Source organism: Novosphingobium sp. PhB57 (genome assembly GCF_004342985.1).
Classification (GTDB): domain Bacteria; phylum Pseudomonadota; class Alphaproteobacteria; order Sphingomonadales; family Sphingomonadaceae; genus Novosphingobium.
Genome location: NZ_SMBO01000010.1, coordinates 91,604 through 109,911 on the forward strand (window position 1 = coordinate 91,604; position 18,308 = coordinate 109,911).

At 60.0% G+C, this 18,308-nt stretch carries 14 protein-coding genes; 7 read left to right on the forward strand and 7 right to left on the reverse strand.

The window, feature by feature from the left end; all coding sequences use genetic code 11:
* Positions 1–99: 99 nt before the first annotated feature.
* Entirely contained in the window at positions 100–1,698 is a 1,599-nt protein-coding gene (locus EDF58_RS22155) for an alpha/beta hydrolase (protein WP_132269513.1), read from the reverse strand.
* A gap of 329 nt (positions 1,699–2,027) precedes the next feature.
* Here EDF58_RS22155 and EDF58_RS22160 point away from each other — a divergent pair, with 329 nt between their 5' ends.
* Positions 2,028–2,207: a hypothetical protein gene (locus tag EDF58_RS22160; protein ID WP_132269515.1), complete on the forward strand. Its 180-nt coding sequence runs from the start codon at positions 2,028–2,030 to the stop codon at positions 2,205–2,207.
* A 284-nt stretch (positions 2,208–2,491) separates the two neighbouring features.
* Here the strand turns inward: EDF58_RS22160 and EDF58_RS22165 are convergent, their stop codons facing one another.
* Positions 2,492–3,244 carry a DUF6766 family protein gene (locus EDF58_RS22165; protein WP_243654439.1) on the reverse strand — a complete coding sequence of 251 codons (753 nt, stop codon included), beginning with the start codon at positions 3,242–3,244 and terminating at the stop codon, positions 2,492–2,494.
* Positions 3,245–3,325: 81 nt separating this feature from the next.
* On the reverse strand, positions 3,326–3,451 hold the full coding sequence (locus EDF58_RS26725) for an isochorismatase family protein (protein ID WP_347812903.1): 126 nt from the start codon (positions 3,449–3,451) through the stop codon (positions 3,326–3,328).
* Between the two features lie 681 nt (positions 3,452–4,132).
* On the opposite strand from EDF58_RS26725, the gene EDF58_RS22180 reads away from it, so the two are divergent.
* Positions 4,133–4,798, forward strand: coding sequence for a murein L,D-transpeptidase catalytic domain family protein (locus EDF58_RS22180; RefSeq protein WP_132269556.1), 666 nt, complete (start codon positions 4,133–4,135; stop codon positions 4,796–4,798).
* A 61-nt stretch (positions 4,799–4,859) separates the two neighbouring features.
* Complete coding sequence (locus tag EDF58_RS22185) at positions 4,860–6,311, forward strand: L,D-transpeptidase family protein (RefSeq protein WP_132269519.1); 1,452 nt, start codon at positions 4,860–4,862, stop codon at positions 6,309–6,311.
* A gap of 225 nt (positions 6,312–6,536) precedes the next feature.
* On the opposite strand, the gene EDF58_RS22190 is transcribed toward EDF58_RS22185, so the two are convergent.
* Both EDF58_RS22190 and EDF58_RS22195 read right to left on the reverse strand, forming a co-directional pair.
* Complete coding sequence (locus EDF58_RS22190; RefSeq protein ID WP_132269521.1) at positions 6,537–8,102, reverse strand: sulfatase; 1,566 nt, start codon at positions 8,100–8,102, stop codon at positions 6,537–6,539.
* A gap of 12 nt (positions 8,103–8,114) precedes the next feature.
* A complete protein-coding gene (locus tag EDF58_RS22195; RefSeq protein WP_132269523.1) occupies positions 8,115–11,018 on the reverse strand; it encodes a TonB-dependent receptor in 2,904 nt (967 codons plus the stop codon).
* A 1,345-nt stretch (positions 11,019–12,363) separates the two neighbouring features.
* Here EDF58_RS22195 and EDF58_RS22205 point away from each other — a divergent pair.
* Positions 12,364–13,917, forward strand: coding sequence for an arylsulfatase (locus EDF58_RS22205; RefSeq protein WP_132269525.1), 1,554 nt, complete (start codon positions 12,364–12,366; stop codon positions 13,915–13,917).
* Between the two features lie 311 nt (positions 13,918–14,228).
* Positions 14,229–14,486: a PepSY domain-containing protein gene (locus tag EDF58_RS22210; RefSeq protein ID WP_132269527.1), complete on the forward strand. Its 258-nt coding sequence runs from the start codon at positions 14,229–14,231 to the stop codon at positions 14,484–14,486.
* A 368-nt stretch (positions 14,487–14,854) separates the two neighbouring features.
* On the opposite strand, the gene EDF58_RS22215 is transcribed toward EDF58_RS22210, so the two are convergent.
* Positions 14,855–15,589, reverse strand: coding sequence for an SDR family oxidoreductase (locus EDF58_RS22215; RefSeq protein WP_132269529.1), 735 nt, complete (start codon positions 15,587–15,589; stop codon positions 14,855–14,857).
* A gap of 87 nt (positions 15,590–15,676) precedes the next feature.
* Between EDF58_RS22215 and EDF58_RS22220 the strand changes: the two genes are divergently transcribed.
* The gene (locus EDF58_RS22220) at positions 15,677–16,051 is read left to right on the forward strand and encodes a helix-turn-helix domain-containing protein (RefSeq protein ID WP_132269530.1); all 375 of its coding nucleotides are present in this window, start codon (positions 15,677–15,679) and stop codon (positions 16,049–16,051) included.
* Between the two features lie 487 nt (positions 16,052–16,538).
* Here EDF58_RS22220 and EDF58_RS22225 read toward each other — a convergent pair whose 3' ends face one another.
* Positions 16,539–17,435 carry a LysR family transcriptional regulator ArgP gene (locus tag EDF58_RS22225; protein WP_132269532.1) on the reverse strand — a complete coding sequence of 299 codons (897 nt, stop codon included), beginning with the start codon at positions 17,433–17,435 and terminating at the stop codon, positions 16,539–16,541.
* Positions 17,436–17,507: 72 nt separating this feature from the next.
* On the opposite strand from EDF58_RS22225, the gene EDF58_RS22230 reads away from it, so the two are divergent.
* Entirely contained in the window at positions 17,508–18,128 is a 621-nt protein-coding gene (locus tag EDF58_RS22230) for a LysE family transporter (RefSeq protein WP_132269534.1), read from the forward strand.
* Positions 18,129–18,308: the final 180 nt, after the last annotated feature.

The following is an 18,308-nucleotide window of genomic DNA, read 5'->3' on the forward strand; positions in this document are numbered from 1 at the left end:
ATGATACAGCAGCAGCTAGCGAGAAAGCAAACAGGCCGCACCTGGCGAAGAGAAAATTGGCGATGAGCGTCTGGGAAGGGTCGGTAGTGCCTTATCTGTCTAGGCATCAGCTTCCAAGAAGGCCCTGATCGCAGCAGCCGCGCGCGGCCAAGCGTGTTCTTCCTCCAGAACCAAGTGGTTTCGAGTATCGAGTTGCACAAATTGGGAATCCGGAATCGCCGCGGCTAATCCTCTTCCCGAGGAAAACGGAATGACCGCATCTTTGTCCGCATGGAGCACCAGCGTGGGTCTTGAGACTTTGGGCACCAGATCTCGAACATCGATCTTGCCGAATGCCTCTTGAAGCCGCACGGCATTCTCGGGCGAGGCGGAAATCCTCTGCAGTTCGTTGAACCAATCTGCAGCCGGCGGCGGCATGTCGGGAAAGAATAGCGAAGTGAACATTTGTCGAAACGCGGCATTGTTCCGGCCCCAACCCGTTCCGGTCAAGGTGATCATGGCCCGGCGCATCGCTACCTCTTCCGGCGTGTCGCGCAATTCCCATCCCAGCGAATAGCCTCCGTAGAGTACCAGCTTGCGAACCCGCTCCGGGTTGCGGACCGCATAGGCGATCGCCACGCTGCACCCTTGCGAGACCCCGAACAGGTCGAAGCGCTCCAACCCGGCCGCATCCACCACGCTGGAAAGATCGTCGACGAATGCCTCAAAGCCGATATCGCGGACATTCCAGTCGGACAGTCCGTTGCCCCGTTCGTCGTAGCGGAACAAGGTGCGATATTGTGCTAGATTCCGTATCCAGTGGCTCCACACCGGACTGTCGAAATCGTGCTCGAGATGGTTGAGCCAGTTGGCCGTCTTCACAAGAGGGGGGCCGCTGCCGACGCTCGAATAGGCAAGGCCGGTGCCATCCCTCGCCGTGCAAAAACGCACCTGCTGATAAAGCTCTTCGCTGCGCGCGACCGCAGCCGTTCCGGCCGCCGGTCCGATCGGGCCGCGAAGCCCGTTGGGAATGGCGATCTCGGCCGCTTCGAGCGCTCTCACCGCCGCCCCGCGTTGCTGCTCAGCCTCTTGCACGCGCCCGCTTGAACGCAGCAGGTCGATCATGGCTGTACGGGCAATCGCGTCGTAAGGATCAAGCTCGCACCAGCGCCGCGCGAGCGAGAGGGCCTGCGCACGCTTCTCGTCCTGCTCCGCAAACCGGCCGACCAGTTCGCGCAGGATCGTCACCTGCCAGCGCCGGGTATCCTCGCGCATCGCCACAAGCCACGCCTGGAACGCCTCACTGGCGCGGATTTCGGCGCCTTCAAGAAATTCTCCTTCTTGCAGGACACAGGCCTCCAGCAACTCGGCCTTGATCGTGCAGACATTTGCGCCGGCCAAATCGCGCAGGCGGAACCAATCCCCTTCGATATCGGAGCCGTCCAGCGACACGTTCTCCCCTTCCGCGATCAGCCGGACACGATGGACATCGTCTACCAGCGGACGCAGCTTGGAGAGGCTCCAACGCAGCGCACCTCGAGGATCGTCGGGAACCTCCCACAGCAGCGAACACAAGTGTTCGCGGCGCACCGGCCTTTTGGCGATGGCCAGATACGCCAGCAAAGCCCGCGTCTTGCGTGAAGAAGGAAGCGATACCGTTTGCCCGTCGCGCCTGAGCGCCAAGGGGCCGACAAGATCAAGGGCAATCCGAGCCTTCATCCACCCTCCATCGCTCGCGCTTCCGATCGCCCCACCGGCGCTACCTTGCCGTGGTAAATTACCAGATGCGCCTTCAAACGCCAATTTCCACGCCGCCTTCCACGCTGGTTCCCATGCAGGGGGCCCACAAGGATCCCACCGGCCCAATCAAGGGCGGCGGGTTTAGAGTGAAAGGCACATACTCATGAACAAGTCTCTCCATGCATTCGCACATTGCTTCGCCCTCGCGGTGCTCGCAGCGCTGACGTCCAGCTTCGCCATCAGCACGGCCGTGGGCCCGATCGCACTGGCCTGACCGCAGGCGCGGCCCATTACCGGAAGGCAATCGTATGGACCGAACGTTCTCCTACGGCGACGTGCTCGCATCGTCGCAGCGGGCAGCCTTTCAGCTCGGCGATGTGCTGCCGCCCGATGCCGAGCTTGAAATCAGCTCTCCGTGCCTACTCGGAGTGCTGGCTCAAACCGCTTATTCCGGCCTCGCTTCCGGCGAGTGCAGGCATCGCGTTTGACCTTTCTTGGATCGGGCATAGCCCATCCACGATTGCGCGAGACGCTTGCCAGGCTCTCGCCCGACGGGGCTGGGAACCCCAGGGAATGGGGGAGCTCTTGCCAAGCGCGCAACGCTGTAATGGATCCGGTCCGCGAACTCCCACGCTGGCCGGCGGCATATGGCGCAGCTTATCGAGACCGGACAGGTGACAGCATATCACGACGTGCCCACATGCCCGATTTACTGCTTGCATCCGAAGGGGCGTCAGATGCTGTTCATTCATCTCCCCGTTCGTTCGATTATTTAATCTCCAGTCTGCGAGTTTGGCGCTGCTACCGGCTTTGATTCAGGGGATCCTGGCTGACGCAGAAATATCGAGAGAACCACCAGCACTGCCGTCGAAAGAAACTCGCTCTGCCAGTTCTGGAACGATTCAAACCACAGCTGCGCATCACCCAGGTACGCAAGCACGGTCTTAGGCGTTTCGCCATGTTCCAAGGCCTCCTGCGCCGAGGCGTGCGCGCTATTGATCCAATGCATTGCGAATGAGGCGACGAACAGGAGGATCAAGGTCAGGCCAAGCGAGCGAGCGTAAAGTGCGCGCCATGGCGAACCTTTGCGCAAGATAGACGGCGCGCCGTCTTCATGGGCCTGCTGGTCAAAATCATTGTCTCGGGGCGGAGCATCCGGATCCTTGGATTCTGCCGATCCACGCTGGACCAGGAAGGCTGTGAGCAGGACGTAGGCCGCCATCTGCAGGAACTCGCTTTCCCAATTCTCGAACACCGAGGACTGGAATTGAGGGCTGACGGCATAGGCAAAGAGTGTCAGCTCGGGTTGGGCATGGCGCCGGGCATCCTCCAGTTCCACATACCACCCCGAGATCCACTGGCCGAGAATGCAAAAGGCGAAAAGCGCCATGAGGGCGATCGTAAGTCCATTATCTTTCAGCAGTCGCATCAAACGCCTCTCACCGGATTTCGCCTTGAATTGAAACGCCCGAGAAACAATTGTGTTCGGCAGCCCCGCGTCTACCAGATCAGGCTGGCGAGCCATTGGTCGGAGCATTGCTGTCATGAGGCGGCCGTATCTGCCCCCCTGCTCTGCGCCATAATTTCAAGGGCCCATTGTCCCCGTTTATCGCTTTTCCGCAGCGAGAGCATCGTTCGGCACCCACGGGTCGTAATCGCGCATTTGAGCGTCTGCGGCGATAACCAGAACGCAGATGTCAGTCGCAATCCCGGTCGGAACCAGTTTGCTCACGCCCAGCTACGGCTTCAAACGTCCGGTGCATCCAGAGCTGAAGTCGGGCGTTATGCGGTGATCATCTAATAATTTAGGGGATTTTCCATGCGAAACCGCGAGAAACTAGCAGACCTAGTCGCCGGCCAATCGGGTCGGCAGCAGCGTAAGCAGTTCGTTCGATCACTGAAAGAAACTGCAGTTCGCGCGGTGGTGACAGCGTCAGTTACCTTCGCGGTAGGCTGGGTCCTCAAACGGATGTTCGAAAATTCGGTTGCCGACGCAGCGAAAGAGGGTGCGGCGGAGGGCGCTCAGCAAGACGTGGCGGAACAGAATAACGCCGGCAAGGCTTCGCACCCCTAGTTTCAGGCGCTAACATTGCCGCAGGGTGAAAATCGCCCTCTTGCTGTCAAAGGTTTACCTTCTATCAAAGCTCTGTCACGGTTCGCACCGCGAGAGATCTTTGGGATCTTGTGACGGGATAGTGGACCTACGCAAAGCGTATTCGAGGTTGACCGTCAGAAGATTTGTTCCACTCCCAGCGCAGCATTTTGAACATCCGGCCGCAACTTTAGAGCAGTTCACCGCTTAAGTGCAGAAGTGCTCCAACAAGAACGCGCAGAAACTATTTAAATACAGATTCATATGCCCATTATAAAAGGCATGCCTAAGCTCAATTTCCGACCCGACCGGCGCGCCGTAATGATTTCAAGTGCGGGAATCGCTCTCGCCGCGCTTTCCGGGCCGGCCACCAGGCCGTTTTTAAGATCTTCACACCCGGGCCGCCCGACCGCAGTTCCCGCTACCGCCCGCAATGCCGCGGGCATGCCGCAGACGGCGTTGGATGCAGCGCGCTTTTCTGTGGAGCCGAAGCTTCTGCGCCGGGCTCTCGCCGCGCTCGACCAACACTCCGTTTCGGTCAAGGCGCGCGACCGGATGGCCATCGTCGATTTCACCGCGCCATCTTCCGATCCCCGGCTGCACTTCCTAGATGTGGTGAGCGGCAAGGCTTCGCGCCTACTGGTCGCGCACGGCTCTGGCTCCGACCCAGGTCATACCGGGTTCCTCGAGCGGTTCTCCAACGCCTTGGGCTCCAATGCCTCGAGTGAGGGCGCCTTTCTGACGGGCGATTACTATACCGGCAAGCACGGTCGGTCGCAGCGTCTGGTGGGGCTCGACCCGACCAACAACAATGCGCTCAGCCGCGCCATCGTAATCCATAGCGCTTGGTATGCGAACGACGAGATGATCCCCGTCCATGGCAAGCTGGGACGCAGTCAGGGGTGCTTCGCGGTGGGCGAAAATAAGCTCAGCGATGTGTTCAGTTTCCTCGGTGAAGGGCGGATGGTCTTTGCTGCCCGCGCCTAGGGCAGCATGAAACCTACGAGATTTCCATTAGTTATCATACGGGTCTTACCAGGAGATCCGTGTGCATAGAAGTGTGATCGCTTGCTCGTTGCTGGCCCTGACGGTCGCGCTGCCCGGGTGCCATTCGAAGCCCGACAATACATCCCAGACCAACGAAGCGCCGCCGATCAACATGGACCAGGTGCACTGGAGCGACGGGGCGGTCCGCCAGTTGCGCGACGCAATCGGCCGCCGCGCTGCGCATGGTCTGGACCGGGTGCAGTTCGCTGTGGATGGTCAGCCGGGCAATGCCGAAGGCGACCGCGCCCTGACCCAAAGTGCGTTGCTTTACGCCTCGGCTCTGGCCCGAGGGGTGTCGGATCCGGCCAAGCTCTATGAGGTCTATACCATCGCCCGCCCCAATCCGAACCTGCTGAATGGTCTGGGCGCAGCTCTCAAAGATGGGAACCTGGATAAATGGCTAGATGGGCTGGCTCCGCAGGACGACGGCTACCGCGCGCTGTCGAAGTCCTATCTCGCGCTGCGTAAACAGGGCAATGCGCCCGCTTCCGCGATCCCCGATAAGGGCGAGCCGCTGAAGCCTGGCGCTGCCGACACCCGGGTTCCCGCGATCGCGCGCCAGTTGGTCGCCTCCGACTATCTCGATCGATCTGCTGAGCAGGGTGGCAGCTACAGCCCAGCAATGGTCCGCGCGGTGCAGCGCATGCAGGCCGACTACGGGATCAAGCCGGATGGCGTCATCGGCGCCGACGCTCTCGAAATTCTCAACATGTCGAATGCGGACCGGGCGCGGACGATGGCCGTGGCGATGGAACGGCTTCGCTGGCTCGACCGCAATCCCGCCCCTACGCGCATCGATGTCAACGTCGCCGCTGGACGGCTGCTCTACTGGCGCGACGGCAAGGTCGCCGACAGTCGCAAGGTGGTCGTCGGCGAGCCTGACAACGAGACACCGCAGTTGGGATCGCCGATCTATCGCCTCGTCGCGAACCCGACGTGGACAGTGCCGCGCTCGATCCAGACCAAGGAGATCGCAGGTAAGGGCAACGCTTACCTTCGCCGCAACAACATGGCTTGGAAGGACGGGTGGGTTGTCCAGCAGCCCGGCCCAAAGAACTCGTTGGGACTCGTAAAGTTCGACATGAAGAACGAGCACCAGATCTACCTGCACGACACGCCCGCCAAGCAGCTGTTCCAGAAAATCCAGCGTCAGCGCAGTCACGGCTGCGTACGGGTAGAAGATGCGTTGGGATTTGCCGAGATGCTTGCGAAGGACGAGGGCATTCTCGGTGAATGGCACCGGGCACGTGCGACCGGCAAAGAGACGTTCGTCAAGCTACCGCACGAGATTCCGGTCAGGCTGCTTTACCAGACGGTGGTGCTCGGCGAGGACGGCGAGCCCGTCATCCGCGCGGACCCGTATAGTTGGAACGACCCCGTAGCGACGGCGCTGGGCTTTTCGTCCGGCCACGCCTACCGCCTGCGCACTTCGGGATCCGACGTAGGGCCTTAAGCCAATACCGACGAAGGATCTCCCGCATGCGGGTACTGGCGGTCCCAAACCGACCGCCGCGTTACGCCTGCGCACGGCAGTGTCCGCGTTAGTGCTTGCGTGCGTTCGAAAATCAGGAATCACGAAAGGAAACCTGCCATCAACTGGCCGACGGTCGGATCCTGGCAGCAATAGCTGAGGATCTCGGCGCAGAGATGGCAGGTAGTCTATTGCTTCAGACTTTCTTCAAGCTCCACGCTTCTTCTGCGGCACAAAGAACGAGGGCGGGAATGGTGCCTGTCCGGCGCCCGAAGGACTACGCAGTTCGTTACGCCCTCCAGCATCGACGCTGAGCGGTATCTGCATTCCGTCGGTTTCCTCCAGGAGCGCAAAGAGCTTGCCGCTCAACCGTTCGACCAGCGCTTCATGTCCCGGTTGGGCGAGGAGGTTGTTGTTCTCGGCGGGATCATTGGACAGGTCGTAGAGTTCGTCCAGATCCCAGATGCCGTGGAAGTGGACGTATTTGTAGCGGTCCTCGCGAATGGCATGCACCGTCGGCGTCTGCGGGAAATTCCGCTCCCAATAGTATTCGTAGAGCAATTCCTGGCGCCAGGGCGCTTGCTTGTCACGCGCTAGCGGCAGCATGTTGGATCCCGCCATGTAGCTCGGCGCCTCCAGGCCCGCTGCTGCCAGGATGGTCGGTGCGATATCGATATTCGCCACGACGTTCTCGAGCGTGGTTCCCGCGTCAAACAGGGAAGGGCATCGTGCGAGCAAGGGAACCCGCATTGATTCTTCGTAGGCGGTGCGCTTGTCGATCAAACCATGCTCGCCGAACATGAAGCCGTTGTCGCCCATGTAGATGATCAGTGTATCGTCCAGTTCGCGGCGCTCCTCGAGCAAGTCCATGATGCGCGCCAAGCCTTCATCAACGGCCAGCAGCGTTTCCATGTAGCGCTTGTAGTAGTCGGCGATGTCGAGGTTGCCATGATAGGCATAGTCCACCCCGTGCCAGCTGTTGCGCTGGTTTTCGACCCACATCGGTCGTCCTGGCACACCCGCCTTCATGTTCTCGGGATAGCGGAACACTTCCTTGTCATAACGCCCCTTGTGCCGTTCGGCGGGCAGGAACTCCGCGTGGACCGCCTTATGCGCGAGGTGCATCATCCAGGGCTTGGATGGATCGCGCTTGTCGATCCAGTCGATCGCGTAGTCGGTCAACTCGTCGGTGATGTAGCCCTTTTGCGGCACCTTGCGGCCATCTACATTCAGGCCGTTCTCGCTGGGCAGGTAGGTCCCCTGCCCCTTGAAGCTCACCCAGTGATCGAAACCCGGCTGGGGGGCGTCACCTTCTGTGCCCATGTGCCACTTGCCGATGAAGGCCGTATCGTAGCCGGCCTTCTGCAGGAACTGCGGGTAGAAGATCAGGTCCGGCGGGATCGGGTGGTTGTTGTCAACGACCTTGTGCTGGTGGGCATAGAGTCCGGTCAGGATCGAGGCGCGCGAAGGCGAACACAGCGCTGTCGTCACGAAGGCGTTGCGGAAATGGCTACCTTCGCGCGCCAAGCGGTCGAGCGTCGGCGTTTCGCCAAAATCCTGAGCCTTCATGAAGCCCATCGCATCGTAACGATGATCGTCGGTCAGGACGAACAGGATGTTCTTCGGCTTCACCCCGGGACGGCGTTGCAGACGAAGATCTTGCGCAGCGACGGGCAGGCTCGCCGTCTTGGCACCTGCTGCCCAGGAGTAAAGCCCGAACGCCCCCCCGGTCCCTCCCAGTAATATGCCGCGGCGATCGAAGCTGTCAGCCATGTCGTGTCTCCCTTAGAAAGTCATGCGGACGCCGCCAAAAAGGCGCCGTCCGGAATCGAGGTAGTTCGCGGGCAGTCCCGTGGTGTATTCCACGATCTCGTCGCGATCGAGCAGGTTCACCGCTTCGAACACGATCGACGCCTGCGGGGTCACTCGGAAACTGACGCTCGCATCGAGAGTGCCGAACGCCCGGTTGATCCGTCCCATGGCCGGCGCCACGGCGGCCAAGGCGAGATACTTGCTGCGCCAGGAATAGGAAAGGCGCGCTGCCACGGGCCCTTTCTCGTAGTAGCCGATCAGATTGTAGTTGTGCTTCGATGCGGCCGTAAGCTGCGTGGGATCGCTGTTGTCGATGAAAGTGTAGTTGGCGATCACCCCCAGGCCGTCCAGGGGACCGGGCAACCAGGTGAAGGCCTGCTGGAAGTAGAGTTCGACGCCCTTCAGGTCGACGCCCGATCCGTTGACAAGCTGGCTCACGGTGAAATCCGTCTGGATCGTCGTCGTACCCGTCGTGCGAATGTAGGAGACAGGGAGCGACTGAATGCTGATTTCGCGACGAATCAGGCTTTCGAGGTTCTTGTAGAAGATGGAAGCGCCGACCAGCGCATCCTGCCCGAAGTAGTATTCCACCGTGGCATCGACATTGTTCGCCCTGAAAGGATCGAGATAGGGATTGTTGCGGGTAACGGTCAGGCCGTTGCCATTAGCCGTCGTGGTGGGAGAAATGTCGGCAAGGTTGGGGCGTGTGATCGTGCGGGAGGCGGAGAAACGCAGTTGCAGTTTGTCCGTCACCTCGTACTTCAGGTTCAAGCTGGGCAGGAAATCCCAATAGGAACGCTTTACGACCAGCGGTGCCGCGGCGGGAACACGCGTGGTCATGCCTGTTTCCACCTCAACGGTGATGCCGTTGAGATCGGGGCTGACTCCGGACGTGGTCTGGCTGGTCCGGACCGCGCGCAGGCCAATGTTGCCGGTCAACTTGCCGAAAGCCAAATCTGCCCGCCCGTAAAGAGCAAGCGTCTTTTCCTTGACGTCGAGAATCCCGGTAGCGTCGTTTGTGTAGTTGCCAGCTGCGATCAGCTGTTCCTTGCTGAAATTCTTCACGAAGCTTCTGGCATCGGAGCCCAGCCAGTAGCGCGGAAACGAAGCGTCGCCGTCGTAGCTTCCCAGGAACGAGCCCGAACCTGCACGGATCGGGATCATAAAGGGAGCTGCGCTGAAGGAGCCTGCCAGCGGTCCTGCCGGAAGGCCGCCATAGAGCTGGGACACGCCGGCAGCGGTGATCGTCAGAGTCTTGTTGTCGGCATAGACGGCGCGGTCGCTGTATTTCACGCCCGCTCGCAGCGACGTCACGCCGAGGTCACCAAGATCGCGGCGTACATCAAGTTTCACATCCCGAAGCCGGTCGCTGGTAACGCGATCGAGTTCACCGTTCAGGCTGAGCAGTCGGAAGTTGTTTGCGTCGAGTTTACGCGTATCGAAGCCGTCGAGATAGGTGATGCTTGGGATCGAATCTCCGGGATTGGCAACGACGCGGACGGTGCCGGTGATGCTGTCGGCAATGTTGAGGGTGTTGCGAACCTGGCGGGAGCGCTGCTCGGAGCCGTCGAGGATCACGGTCCAGCCCTCGCTCTCAAACTTGCCGCCGAAGACGAGGGAGCGGATATAGCCATTGCGATCCTGGTAACGTCCACCATCGCGTAGATCGATATTGCTGACCGTGAAGTCGGTTGCCGTTTCCACGCCGTCCAGAACCTGCGTTTTCGAGGCGATGACCCCGCCCGATCCCGCGAAGTTTTGCCAGTTTTCCTGCCGCACCGCCTCGACCTTGACCCGGGTGTAGAAAACGTCGGCATAGAGTTCGAGCTGGTCGGTAGGCCGGAACTGTACCGAGGCGATGCCGCTCAGGCGTCGGTTCCGCTCGGTGAACATATCGTGGATAATGAGGCCGGGAATGCGCACGAGTAGGCCTGGATCGATCCGGCCGTCACCGTTCAGATCGTCCGCGCCCCCGCCGAGCGGCACGCCCTGCGCTTCGGTCACGGTGTTCCAGCCGGTCTCGACCTGATGGGTCTGGGGTCGACGCTCGGTATAGGACCCGCCGAGCGTGATCCCGAGCCTGCCGTCCAGGAAGCTGTCAGCGAACAGTCCCGAAACGCGCGGAGATGCCTTACCGGAGTTGCTCTCGTGCTCCGCCTGCGCCGAGAGCGTGAGCACGCGGCGACCGACATCCAGCGCGCGCGGCGTGCGGACATTGACGGTGCCGGAAAGGCCGCCGTCCTCCAGATCGGCAGTCGGAGACTTGTAGACTTCCAGTGTGCGCACGAATTCGGGTGGCAGGGCCGAGAAGTCGAAGGACCGCGAGAAGCCCGCGAACAGATCGTTGAGCGCATTCGGCACGCTGCGGCCGTTGAGCGTGACCAGTGTAAATGTGTCCGGCAGGCCGCGGATGTTCACGCTGCGCCCTTCGCCGCGCGTGCGGTTGATCTGCACGCCGCTGATACGCTGGACCGATTCCGCGACGTTCACGTCCGGGTAGCGACCGATGTCTTCCGAGCTGATGACGTCGACGATACTGTCGGCATTGCGCTTGATGCGAACGGCCTGTTCGATTCCGCTGCGAATGCCGGTGACAACGATGTCCTGCCCCGGCGCATCGTCCGTTGGGGGTAGCGTTTCCGCGGTTCCCTCAGGAGTCCAAGTCCGCTCGTCGATGGCGTCAGCATTTGCCTCGACTGGGGGCGTGAATAGCAGAGCCGAGACGGCCGCTCCGATCAGCAACCGCGATTGCCGGATCGATTTCACGGCGAAATCGCCGTGCATAATGCCCAAGCTGGAGCGCGCGGGCGATTGCCTGTATGTGACGGGCGCCGACCAGCGCCCGGCGCGGCGAGCCGCGACGACGGAAAAAGACATGGCTTTCCTTTTGCACGCACCAGGACTCCGGCTTGGAGCCTGCTGTCCAGTTAAGCTGAAGGGAGGAATGTCTGACGCTGTCGTCTCGACAAGCGCCACAGATATCGCAGGAAAATTTCAACTCACCACAGGAATTCTTGTCTTGCGGGAAGCAGTTCTTCCAGCTGGCGATCAGCGATTGAATGACGTGCTTCCACCCGAGCGCAGCTAGATGACCGGGGGCAAGGCGATAGCTGAGGCTGGTTTACATCTGCCGAAAAAGCAGACCACCAGAGCGTTAAGATCGAAAATCAGGTGCTCGGCATCCAGAAAGGGCGGCCTGCGCTGAAGCGCTCTACCTGTGGCCGTCAGGGCCACAGGTAGATGTGTCATGGGATAATCAGAGTTTGATCCCGCCGCTCGCGAGCGGGTACCTTGGAACGCCGGACGCGAGGTTGAAGCAACCCGGGCGCTCAAATCCTGTCAGATATTGGCAATTCGCTTCTTTCTCGACCAGCATGGGCGGGTCCGCAACCTGCTCGTTTTGACCTCGCCCTCGACAGAAAGCTTCGCGGATACGATCTGATGCAGATCAGAATAAGTGTATCGTTTGCGATCGGAAATTCGAACACGGGCAACGGTCGTACAGCAGAAGAACGGCTGGCCGGTTCAGTTCGAGGTGATGACCGATGCTCGCGCCAGCCTTCTCAAATGGCTCGAACTCCGAGGAGGATCCTTGGAGGACTTTGCTTTTCCTAGCCGCACCGATCACCCAGCCCACTTAGCACCAGGCCGTATGCTCACCCTGCCGATGAATGGGTGACCCGGATCGGGCCTATCCGGCGAAGGCTATGGGACCCATTCTCTGCGGCGAACCAAGGCGCCGATCATCTACAAGGCAACTGGAAACCTTCGTGCGGGCCAAATTCTGCTTGGGCACACCAGGATTGAAAGCACGGTCAGATACCTTGAGGAGGACGTGGAGGCCTCCCTGACGTTGCAGAGGGCACTGATTCTGAAAATGGTTGGTTCCTTGCCGTGACGCCCAACAGCGTGGCGGCTGCTCTGGCGCCCTTGTCGGTCGTCCCACGTTTGATACCAGATCCCTAGGAGCCGAACGTCCGCTTCCTTGCCAACAGAGTTCGTAAGCGGAGCAGACAGGTGCGCTAATGGCAGTGACCAGATAGGTCGGTATCATCTTACGATCGCGAATGGCGGACATGCGTCTTTCAGAACCGGCGCTGTAACGCCGAAAATTCAAGTGCGTCCTGATTTCCTCCAATCTGGGTGTTATCCCCCATAGAACCTGCCCCGCAGACCACTAGTTTGCCTCTGCTCAAGCCCCTCGCTCAGCGGAGTATCAACGATGCCTAACGGAAAGCCCAACATCCTCGTCATCTGGGGTGACGATATCGGCATGTGGAATGTCGGGGCCTATGCTCACGGAATGATGGGCGAGACGCCCAACATCGACCGCCTTGCTCGCGAAGGCATGATCTTCACCGACCATTACGGCCAGCCCAGTTGCACTGCCGGACGCGCGGCCTTCATCATGGGCCAGCTGCCGGTCCGCACCGGCATGACCACGATCGGCATCCCGGGTTCTCCGCGCGGCATCCAGAAGGAAGACCCGACCCTTGCCGAAGTGCTGAAGGTCGCCGGCTACAAGACCGGCCAGTTCGGCAAGAACCACCTCGGCGACCGCAACGACTTCCTGCCCACCGTCCACGGCTTCGACGAATGGTTCGGCAACCTCTACCACCTCAACGCCGAGGAAGAGCCGGAGGAGCTGGACTACCCCGGCCAGAAGAACCCCGAATACCTCAAGAAGTACGGGCCACGCGGCGTACTTCACGCCTGGGCGACCGACGAGTTCGATGAGACCGACGACGGTGTTTTTGGCAAGCGCGGCAAGCAGAAGATCGAGAACACGGGCCCTCTCACCCGCAAGCGGATGGAGACGTTCGACGGCGAGGTAGTCGACAAGACGATCGACTGGCTGGAACGCAACAAGGAAGGCCCGTTCTTCTGCTGGTTCAACACCACCGCGATCCACATCCATTCGCACCCTCAGAAGAAGTACGTGCAGATGGCCGTCGACGAAGGCCGCGCCGAGGAAGACGTGGTGCGCGCTAAGATGATCGAGCATGACGAACAGGTCGGCGTGCTGCTCAAGTGGCTCGACGATAACGACCTCGCCGACGACACCATCGTCATCTATTCGACGGATAACGGCAACGAGATGATGCTCTGGCCCGACGGCGGCTATGCCCCGTTCCGCGGCGAGAAGGGCACGACTTGGGAAGGCGGCGTGCGCGTGCCGATGCTGGCGCGCTGGCCGGGCAACATCCCGGCGGGAAGCTGGTGCAATGGCGTGCAGAACCACGAGGACGTCTACGTGACGCTCGCGGCGGCGGCCGGACTGCCAGACATAAAGGAAAAGCTGCTCGAAGGCACCAAGCTGGCGGGTGAGCTGACCTACAAGGTCCATCTCGACGGCTTCAACCAGCTCGACATGTGGAAGGGAGCCAGCAAGGTATCGGCGCGCAGGGCCTACTTCTATTACGACGAAACCGAGCTGACCGCGATCCGGGTGAACAATTGGAAGATGCACATCGGCGTCAAGAAGGAGGGCAGCTGGTTCAACGACAAGACCTATCCTTCCGTGCCGTACCTGTTCCACCTGCGCATGGACCCGATGGAGAAGATGGACCCGGAAAGCCACGAATGGGGCTACATCGGCCGCAAATTCTTCGCCAACAAGCTCTGGGCGCCGACCGCCGGTACCCCCTTCATCGCCGAGCACCTCGCCAGCCTGAAGGCCTATCCCCCGCGCCAGGCGGCGGATACGCTGAGCATGCACAAGGCGCTGGAGGCGGCGATGGCCAAGCTCGACAACCCGGCTGCCAGCAGCAACTGACGATGGACGGGTCGGAGGTCTGGAAGCCCACCTCTGGCCCGCCTCGTTCTATCCATTCTATTGACGCAGTTGCCATGCGGCCTGTCACGTTCGCTTAAGGTGAATATCTAGCGTTGCCAAATACTCCGATCGAACGCCGCTTTGCGCCGTTGTCGGCTATTCAGCAACCCTCGGGCCGCGCTCCATAGCGGCCTGAGGGGTACGCCCCATAGCGCACGTCTGAGCGAAAAGCTTCCTCGTGGTGGACATATGGGAAGATAGTGGAACGTGTCGGATGGCTAAGCGATTTCTCCAGATCAAAGGAGAAAGCTATGATCAAAAAGTTGCTGCTTATCGCTGTAACCGCCGTCTGTTTTTCGAGCCCAGCATTAGCTGATATGCCCGGAAAAGGATGGATCAGTAGTGAGAAAGTAAAGAGCATGCTGTTGGAGCGGGGCTATAGAGTCACGAAGCTGGAAGCAGATGATGGGCATTGGGAAGGCGAAGCTACGAAGGCCAACGTCAACTACGATTTCCATGTTGATCCTCGCTCGGGCGCAATCACTAAAATGGAACGTGATAACGATTGATACTTCTTGATTTGAAAGATCAAATGGTTGGAAAGCTGGCACGCATAGGTCGGCTTTCCACCCATGTCAGCCTTTCTCGATTGAAGATCACTCGCTTGGAACCGGTAATTGACTGACCACCTCGATCGGTGGCAGGCAAAGGACCGCTAGCGGTGAATCCCGTCGTTCCTCCGGTGAGCAAAGAGCAGCCGCAGCTGGTCGCCTGCTGCCGGCGTAGATCGGCAGCTATCCCGATTTCTGCGCTCGGAATCCGACATTCCCCTATCGGCCCAAAACCCGTCGCTCGTTTCAAGGCCGTAGCTCCCAATTGTCGACGTCCGACCCCTATCGGATGGCCGGACGATTAAAGAGGAAAAGCGAAACGCTGCTCAAATCTGCGCAAGCCCACCATCGGCGAACACTTCGCTGCCGGTCATAAAGCTGCTGTCCGACGACGCGAGAAAGGCCGCAACCGCGCCGATCTCGGACGGATCACCGAAATGGCCAATCGGCGTACCGGCTCCCATCTCGATCATCGCTTCCTTGCCGACTGCCTCGCTCGCAAGCTCGGTCAACGTCGGTCCGGGCGAGAGCACGTTCACCCGGATGCCGGTCCCGCGCAGATCCTGCGCCCAGCTCCGCGCGAGATTGCGCACCGCCGCTTTGCTCGCAGAATAGACGCTGAACGCTGGCGTTCCCATGACCCCCGTGGTCGATCCGGTCAGGATAATCGAACCACCCGGTCCCATCAGCGGCAGGCCGGCCTGGACGGTGAAGAGGACGCCCTTCACATTGACGTCGAAGGCAGCATCATATTGCGCGCGGGTGATTTGCCCCAGCGGCACCAACTCACCGAACCCGGCATTTGCGACAAGGATGTCGAGGCGGCCATGCTCAGCCTTCACCGTCCCGAACAGCCGATCAAGATCGGACTGCTCGGTCACCGATCCTTGCACTCCGCGGGCCTTGGGCCCGAGCTTGGCGGCCGCCTTGTCCAACTTCTCCTGCCGGCGGCCGGTGATGTAGACGAAGGCGCCTTCCTCGATGAAACGCTGCGCGGTTCCGAACCCAATACCCGTACCTCCGCCCGTCACCACAGCAACCTTGCCATCCAATCTGTTCATGCTCGTATCCTCTTCGTTATGAAGTTGATCGTAGCTGGCAGCTCACCTACCTATCGACAAGTATGCACCTTTTGGTAAGTATCAATTATGGCAACGATACTCGATAGCGTCCCCGGGTTCTCCTGCGGCCTCGACGCGACGCTTAAAGTGATCGCGGGCAAGTGGAAGCCGCTGATCATCTACTTTCTGATCCAGGGGCCTAACCGCTATGGCGAACTCAAACGCGCGGTGCGGGGGGTCAGCGACAAGATGCTGATCCAGCAGCTCAAGGAGCTGGAAGCGGACGGCATTGTCACGCGAAAGGACTATCAGGAGTTGCCCCCACGCGTCGATTATACACTGACGCCGCTCGGGCACAGTCTGGCCAAGGCCCTGGAGCCGCTCTGCAATTGGGGCAGCGACAATATGGACGCGGTCGCGCAGATCCTCGGCGAGCGCGCGAACTGGAGCGAGGGCGGCTGACGCCCCGCAATCCTCGCAGGTTTGCAGGCGCAACGCCTCGAGTAGCAGCGTGAAGGCGGGCGTCGGGTTCCGCGGGCCCGGCTAATAGAGATGATCCCCGAGATCGGGTGCTACCAATCAGCGCGGATGCGCTGGCTTTAACGCGGACGTTGTTCCTTGGCCCCGCTTTTTCGAGTTCCTACACAATAAACAGTTTTAAAGTAAACTGACGTACCTGCTATGGTGCCGGAATGGATGAAATTGGTTCGATCTGCCTTACCCTCGAACGCGGGGAAGTAAGACAAAGCAGTTGATACGGAAGCAGCTCCTAAACGACGGCGTTCGACAAATCCGGTCGTCTACGTTCTCCCATAAGCAAGCGGAGGCGAGTCATGGAGTTTGGTCGCTGAAGAAGTTAGCACTGTACCTCCTGCCCGCCGCGCCCGAGATGGAACGTAGGGATACTCCGCCCGATTTCTCAATGAGAAAATTCAGCGTGTCAATGTCATTAGGTTTGAAACAGCCGCTCTTTCGCCGTTCCGCGAACGGTGTCTGTAAATGTCTGAAGCGCGGAAGCGTGTAACCGCGTGACGGTCCAGTATAGCTTCACGTTTAGAGGCGTACTAGGTGTCAGTTCGACAAGCAGACCCGCGGCTATTTGAGGTTTTGCTAAAATTTCCGGGTGCAAGCCCCACGCCATGCCTGCAAGTCCGAAGTTCAGGAAGCCGAAGGTCGATGGCACCCAATGCATTGGCCCATCGAGTTCGATCCTGTGCGTTTCGCTAGCCCAACGCGCCTGTAAGCCATCCCTGCGATCGAAACGCAGGCACGGTGCGCGGCGAAGGCTGTCTTCGGAGACGCCATCGGGAAAGTGCAGCTGCGCAAATTCAGGACTGCAGCAAGCCAGATATTGGAGGCTGCCCAATTCGATCGTCTTGCATCCCTGGACAGTGCCTGGATCTGACGAAACAGCGGCAATAACCTCACCGGAACGAAGCCGGTCCGCCGTGTGGGCCTCGTCTTCGATGAGGAACTCCAAAAGATAGCCTGTATCGCGGGCGAACTTGGCAGCCGCCTCGGGAAACCATGTTGCGATGCTGTCCGAGTTGACCGCTACTTTCAGCGTGACGGGGGGGCCCAATTGATCGCCTGCGATCGATAAAACGGGGGCTAAATCCGCTTCCAGAAGCTGCACCTGATCCACATGGGCGCAGAGCTTGCGGCCAAGATCGGTAGGCAGGCAAGGATGCCCTCGCACGATAAGGATAATGCCCAAACGTTCCTCAAGTGCGCGGATCCGCTGGGACACTGCAGACGGCGTAACAGCGAGCCTTTCAGCCGCCCGCTCGAAGGTTCCTTCGCGTACGACGGCGGAGACAGCGGCAAGAGCGGGATAATCAAGCATGGATTAGCTATGCTTCATCCAATTAAGAAGAACAAGTTTCCCTTAAACACATGAAATCGGCATGTGTCTCCAATGCACAGCATCCTGGCAACATTCCTTACCGGCTTCGCCATATCGGCAGCTTTGATTATGGCCATTGGCGCGCAGAACCTTTTTGTTCTGCGCCAAGGCCTGAAGCGCGAGCATGTTGGCCCCATCGTTTTGTTCTGCGGTTGCGCTGATGCTCTGTTGATCGCCGCGGGCGTTGGCGGCGTTGGGGCGCTGCTAGGTGCCGTGCCAAAACTGACCATGGCTTTGACCATCGGCGGCGCCGCGTTCCTGGCCTGCTACGGCATCAAGGCGTTTCAGCGAATGATGGCTCCAGAAGCCTTGTCTGTAACTGCGCCGGGGCGGATCACCCTCGGGAGCGCGCTGGGCGCGACGGCAGCATTCACATTCCTCAATCCGCACGTCTACCTAGACACAGTCCTGCTGATGGGCGCTGCTGGCTCCGCGCAGCAGCCCGAACTGCGGCCAGTCTTTGTGGTGGGCGCAGCGACCGCCAGCATCAGCTGGTTCGCGGCTCTCGGATATGGCGCCCGCATCCTGACGCCGATCTTTTCACGACCTGTGGCTTGGAAGGTTCTCGATGCCATCGTTGGCGTCGTCATGCTGGTGCTCGCAGCATCTCTTGTTGGAAGAATCGTTCCATAACCCAGATCATCTCAGGGACATGCACCTCGTCATCGCTTATCGGGTTGTGTAACCACAGGTCTGGAAATTCATTCGGGTCGGGACGGTTAAGCCGGTGCCGGGGCATGCCCCGGCACCGGCTGCCCATCTTCAGCATTCCACAGAGACACTACTCAACCGTGGAGCAGACGAATGGACAAT

What these genes read in the sequence shown, in the direction of transcription:
- EDF58_RS22155 (WP_132269513.1), bottom strand. Translation starts at nt 1,698, where the DNA reads ATGAAGGCTCGGATTGCCCTTGATCTTGTCGGCCCCTTGGCGCTCAGG.
- EDF58_RS22160 (WP_132269515.1), top strand. Translation starts at nt 2,028, where the DNA reads ATGGACCGAACGTTCTCCTACGGCGACGTGCTCGCATCGTCGCAGCGG.
- EDF58_RS22165 (WP_243654439.1), bottom strand. Translation starts at nt 3,244, where the DNA reads ATGGCTCGCCAGCCTGATCTGGTAGACGCGGGGCTGCCGAACACAATT.
- EDF58_RS22180 (WP_132269556.1), top strand. Translation starts at nt 4,133, where the DNA reads ATGATTTCAAGTGCGGGAATCGCTCTCGCCGCGCTTTCCGGGCCGGCC.
- EDF58_RS22190 (WP_132269521.1), bottom strand. Translation starts at nt 8,102, where the DNA reads ATGGCTGACAGCTTCGATCGCCGCGGCATATTACTGGGAGGGACCGGG.
- EDF58_RS22195 (WP_132269523.1), bottom strand. Translation starts at nt 11,018, where the DNA reads ATGTCTTTTTCCGTCGTCGCGGCTCGCCGCGCCGGGCGCTGGTCGGCG.
- EDF58_RS22205 (WP_132269525.1), top strand. Translation starts at nt 12,364, where the DNA reads ATGCCTAACGGAAAGCCCAACATCCTCGTCATCTGGGGTGACGATATC.
- EDF58_RS22210 (WP_132269527.1), top strand. Translation starts at nt 14,229, where the DNA reads ATGATCAAAAAGTTGCTGCTTATCGCTGTAACCGCCGTCTGTTTTTCG.
- EDF58_RS22215 (WP_132269529.1), bottom strand. Translation starts at nt 15,589, where the DNA reads ATGAACAGATTGGATGGCAAGGTTGCTGTGGTGACGGGCGGAGGTACG.
- EDF58_RS22220 (WP_132269530.1), top strand. Translation starts at nt 15,677, where the DNA reads ATGGCAACGATACTCGATAGCGTCCCCGGGTTCTCCTGCGGCCTCGAC.
- EDF58_RS22225 (WP_132269532.1), bottom strand. Translation starts at nt 17,435, where the DNA reads ATGCTTGATTATCCCGCTCTTGCCGCTGTCTCCGCCGTCGTACGCGAA.
- EDF58_RS22230 (WP_132269534.1), top strand. Translation starts at nt 17,508, where the DNA reads ATGCACAGCATCCTGGCAACATTCCTTACCGGCTTCGCCATATCGGCA.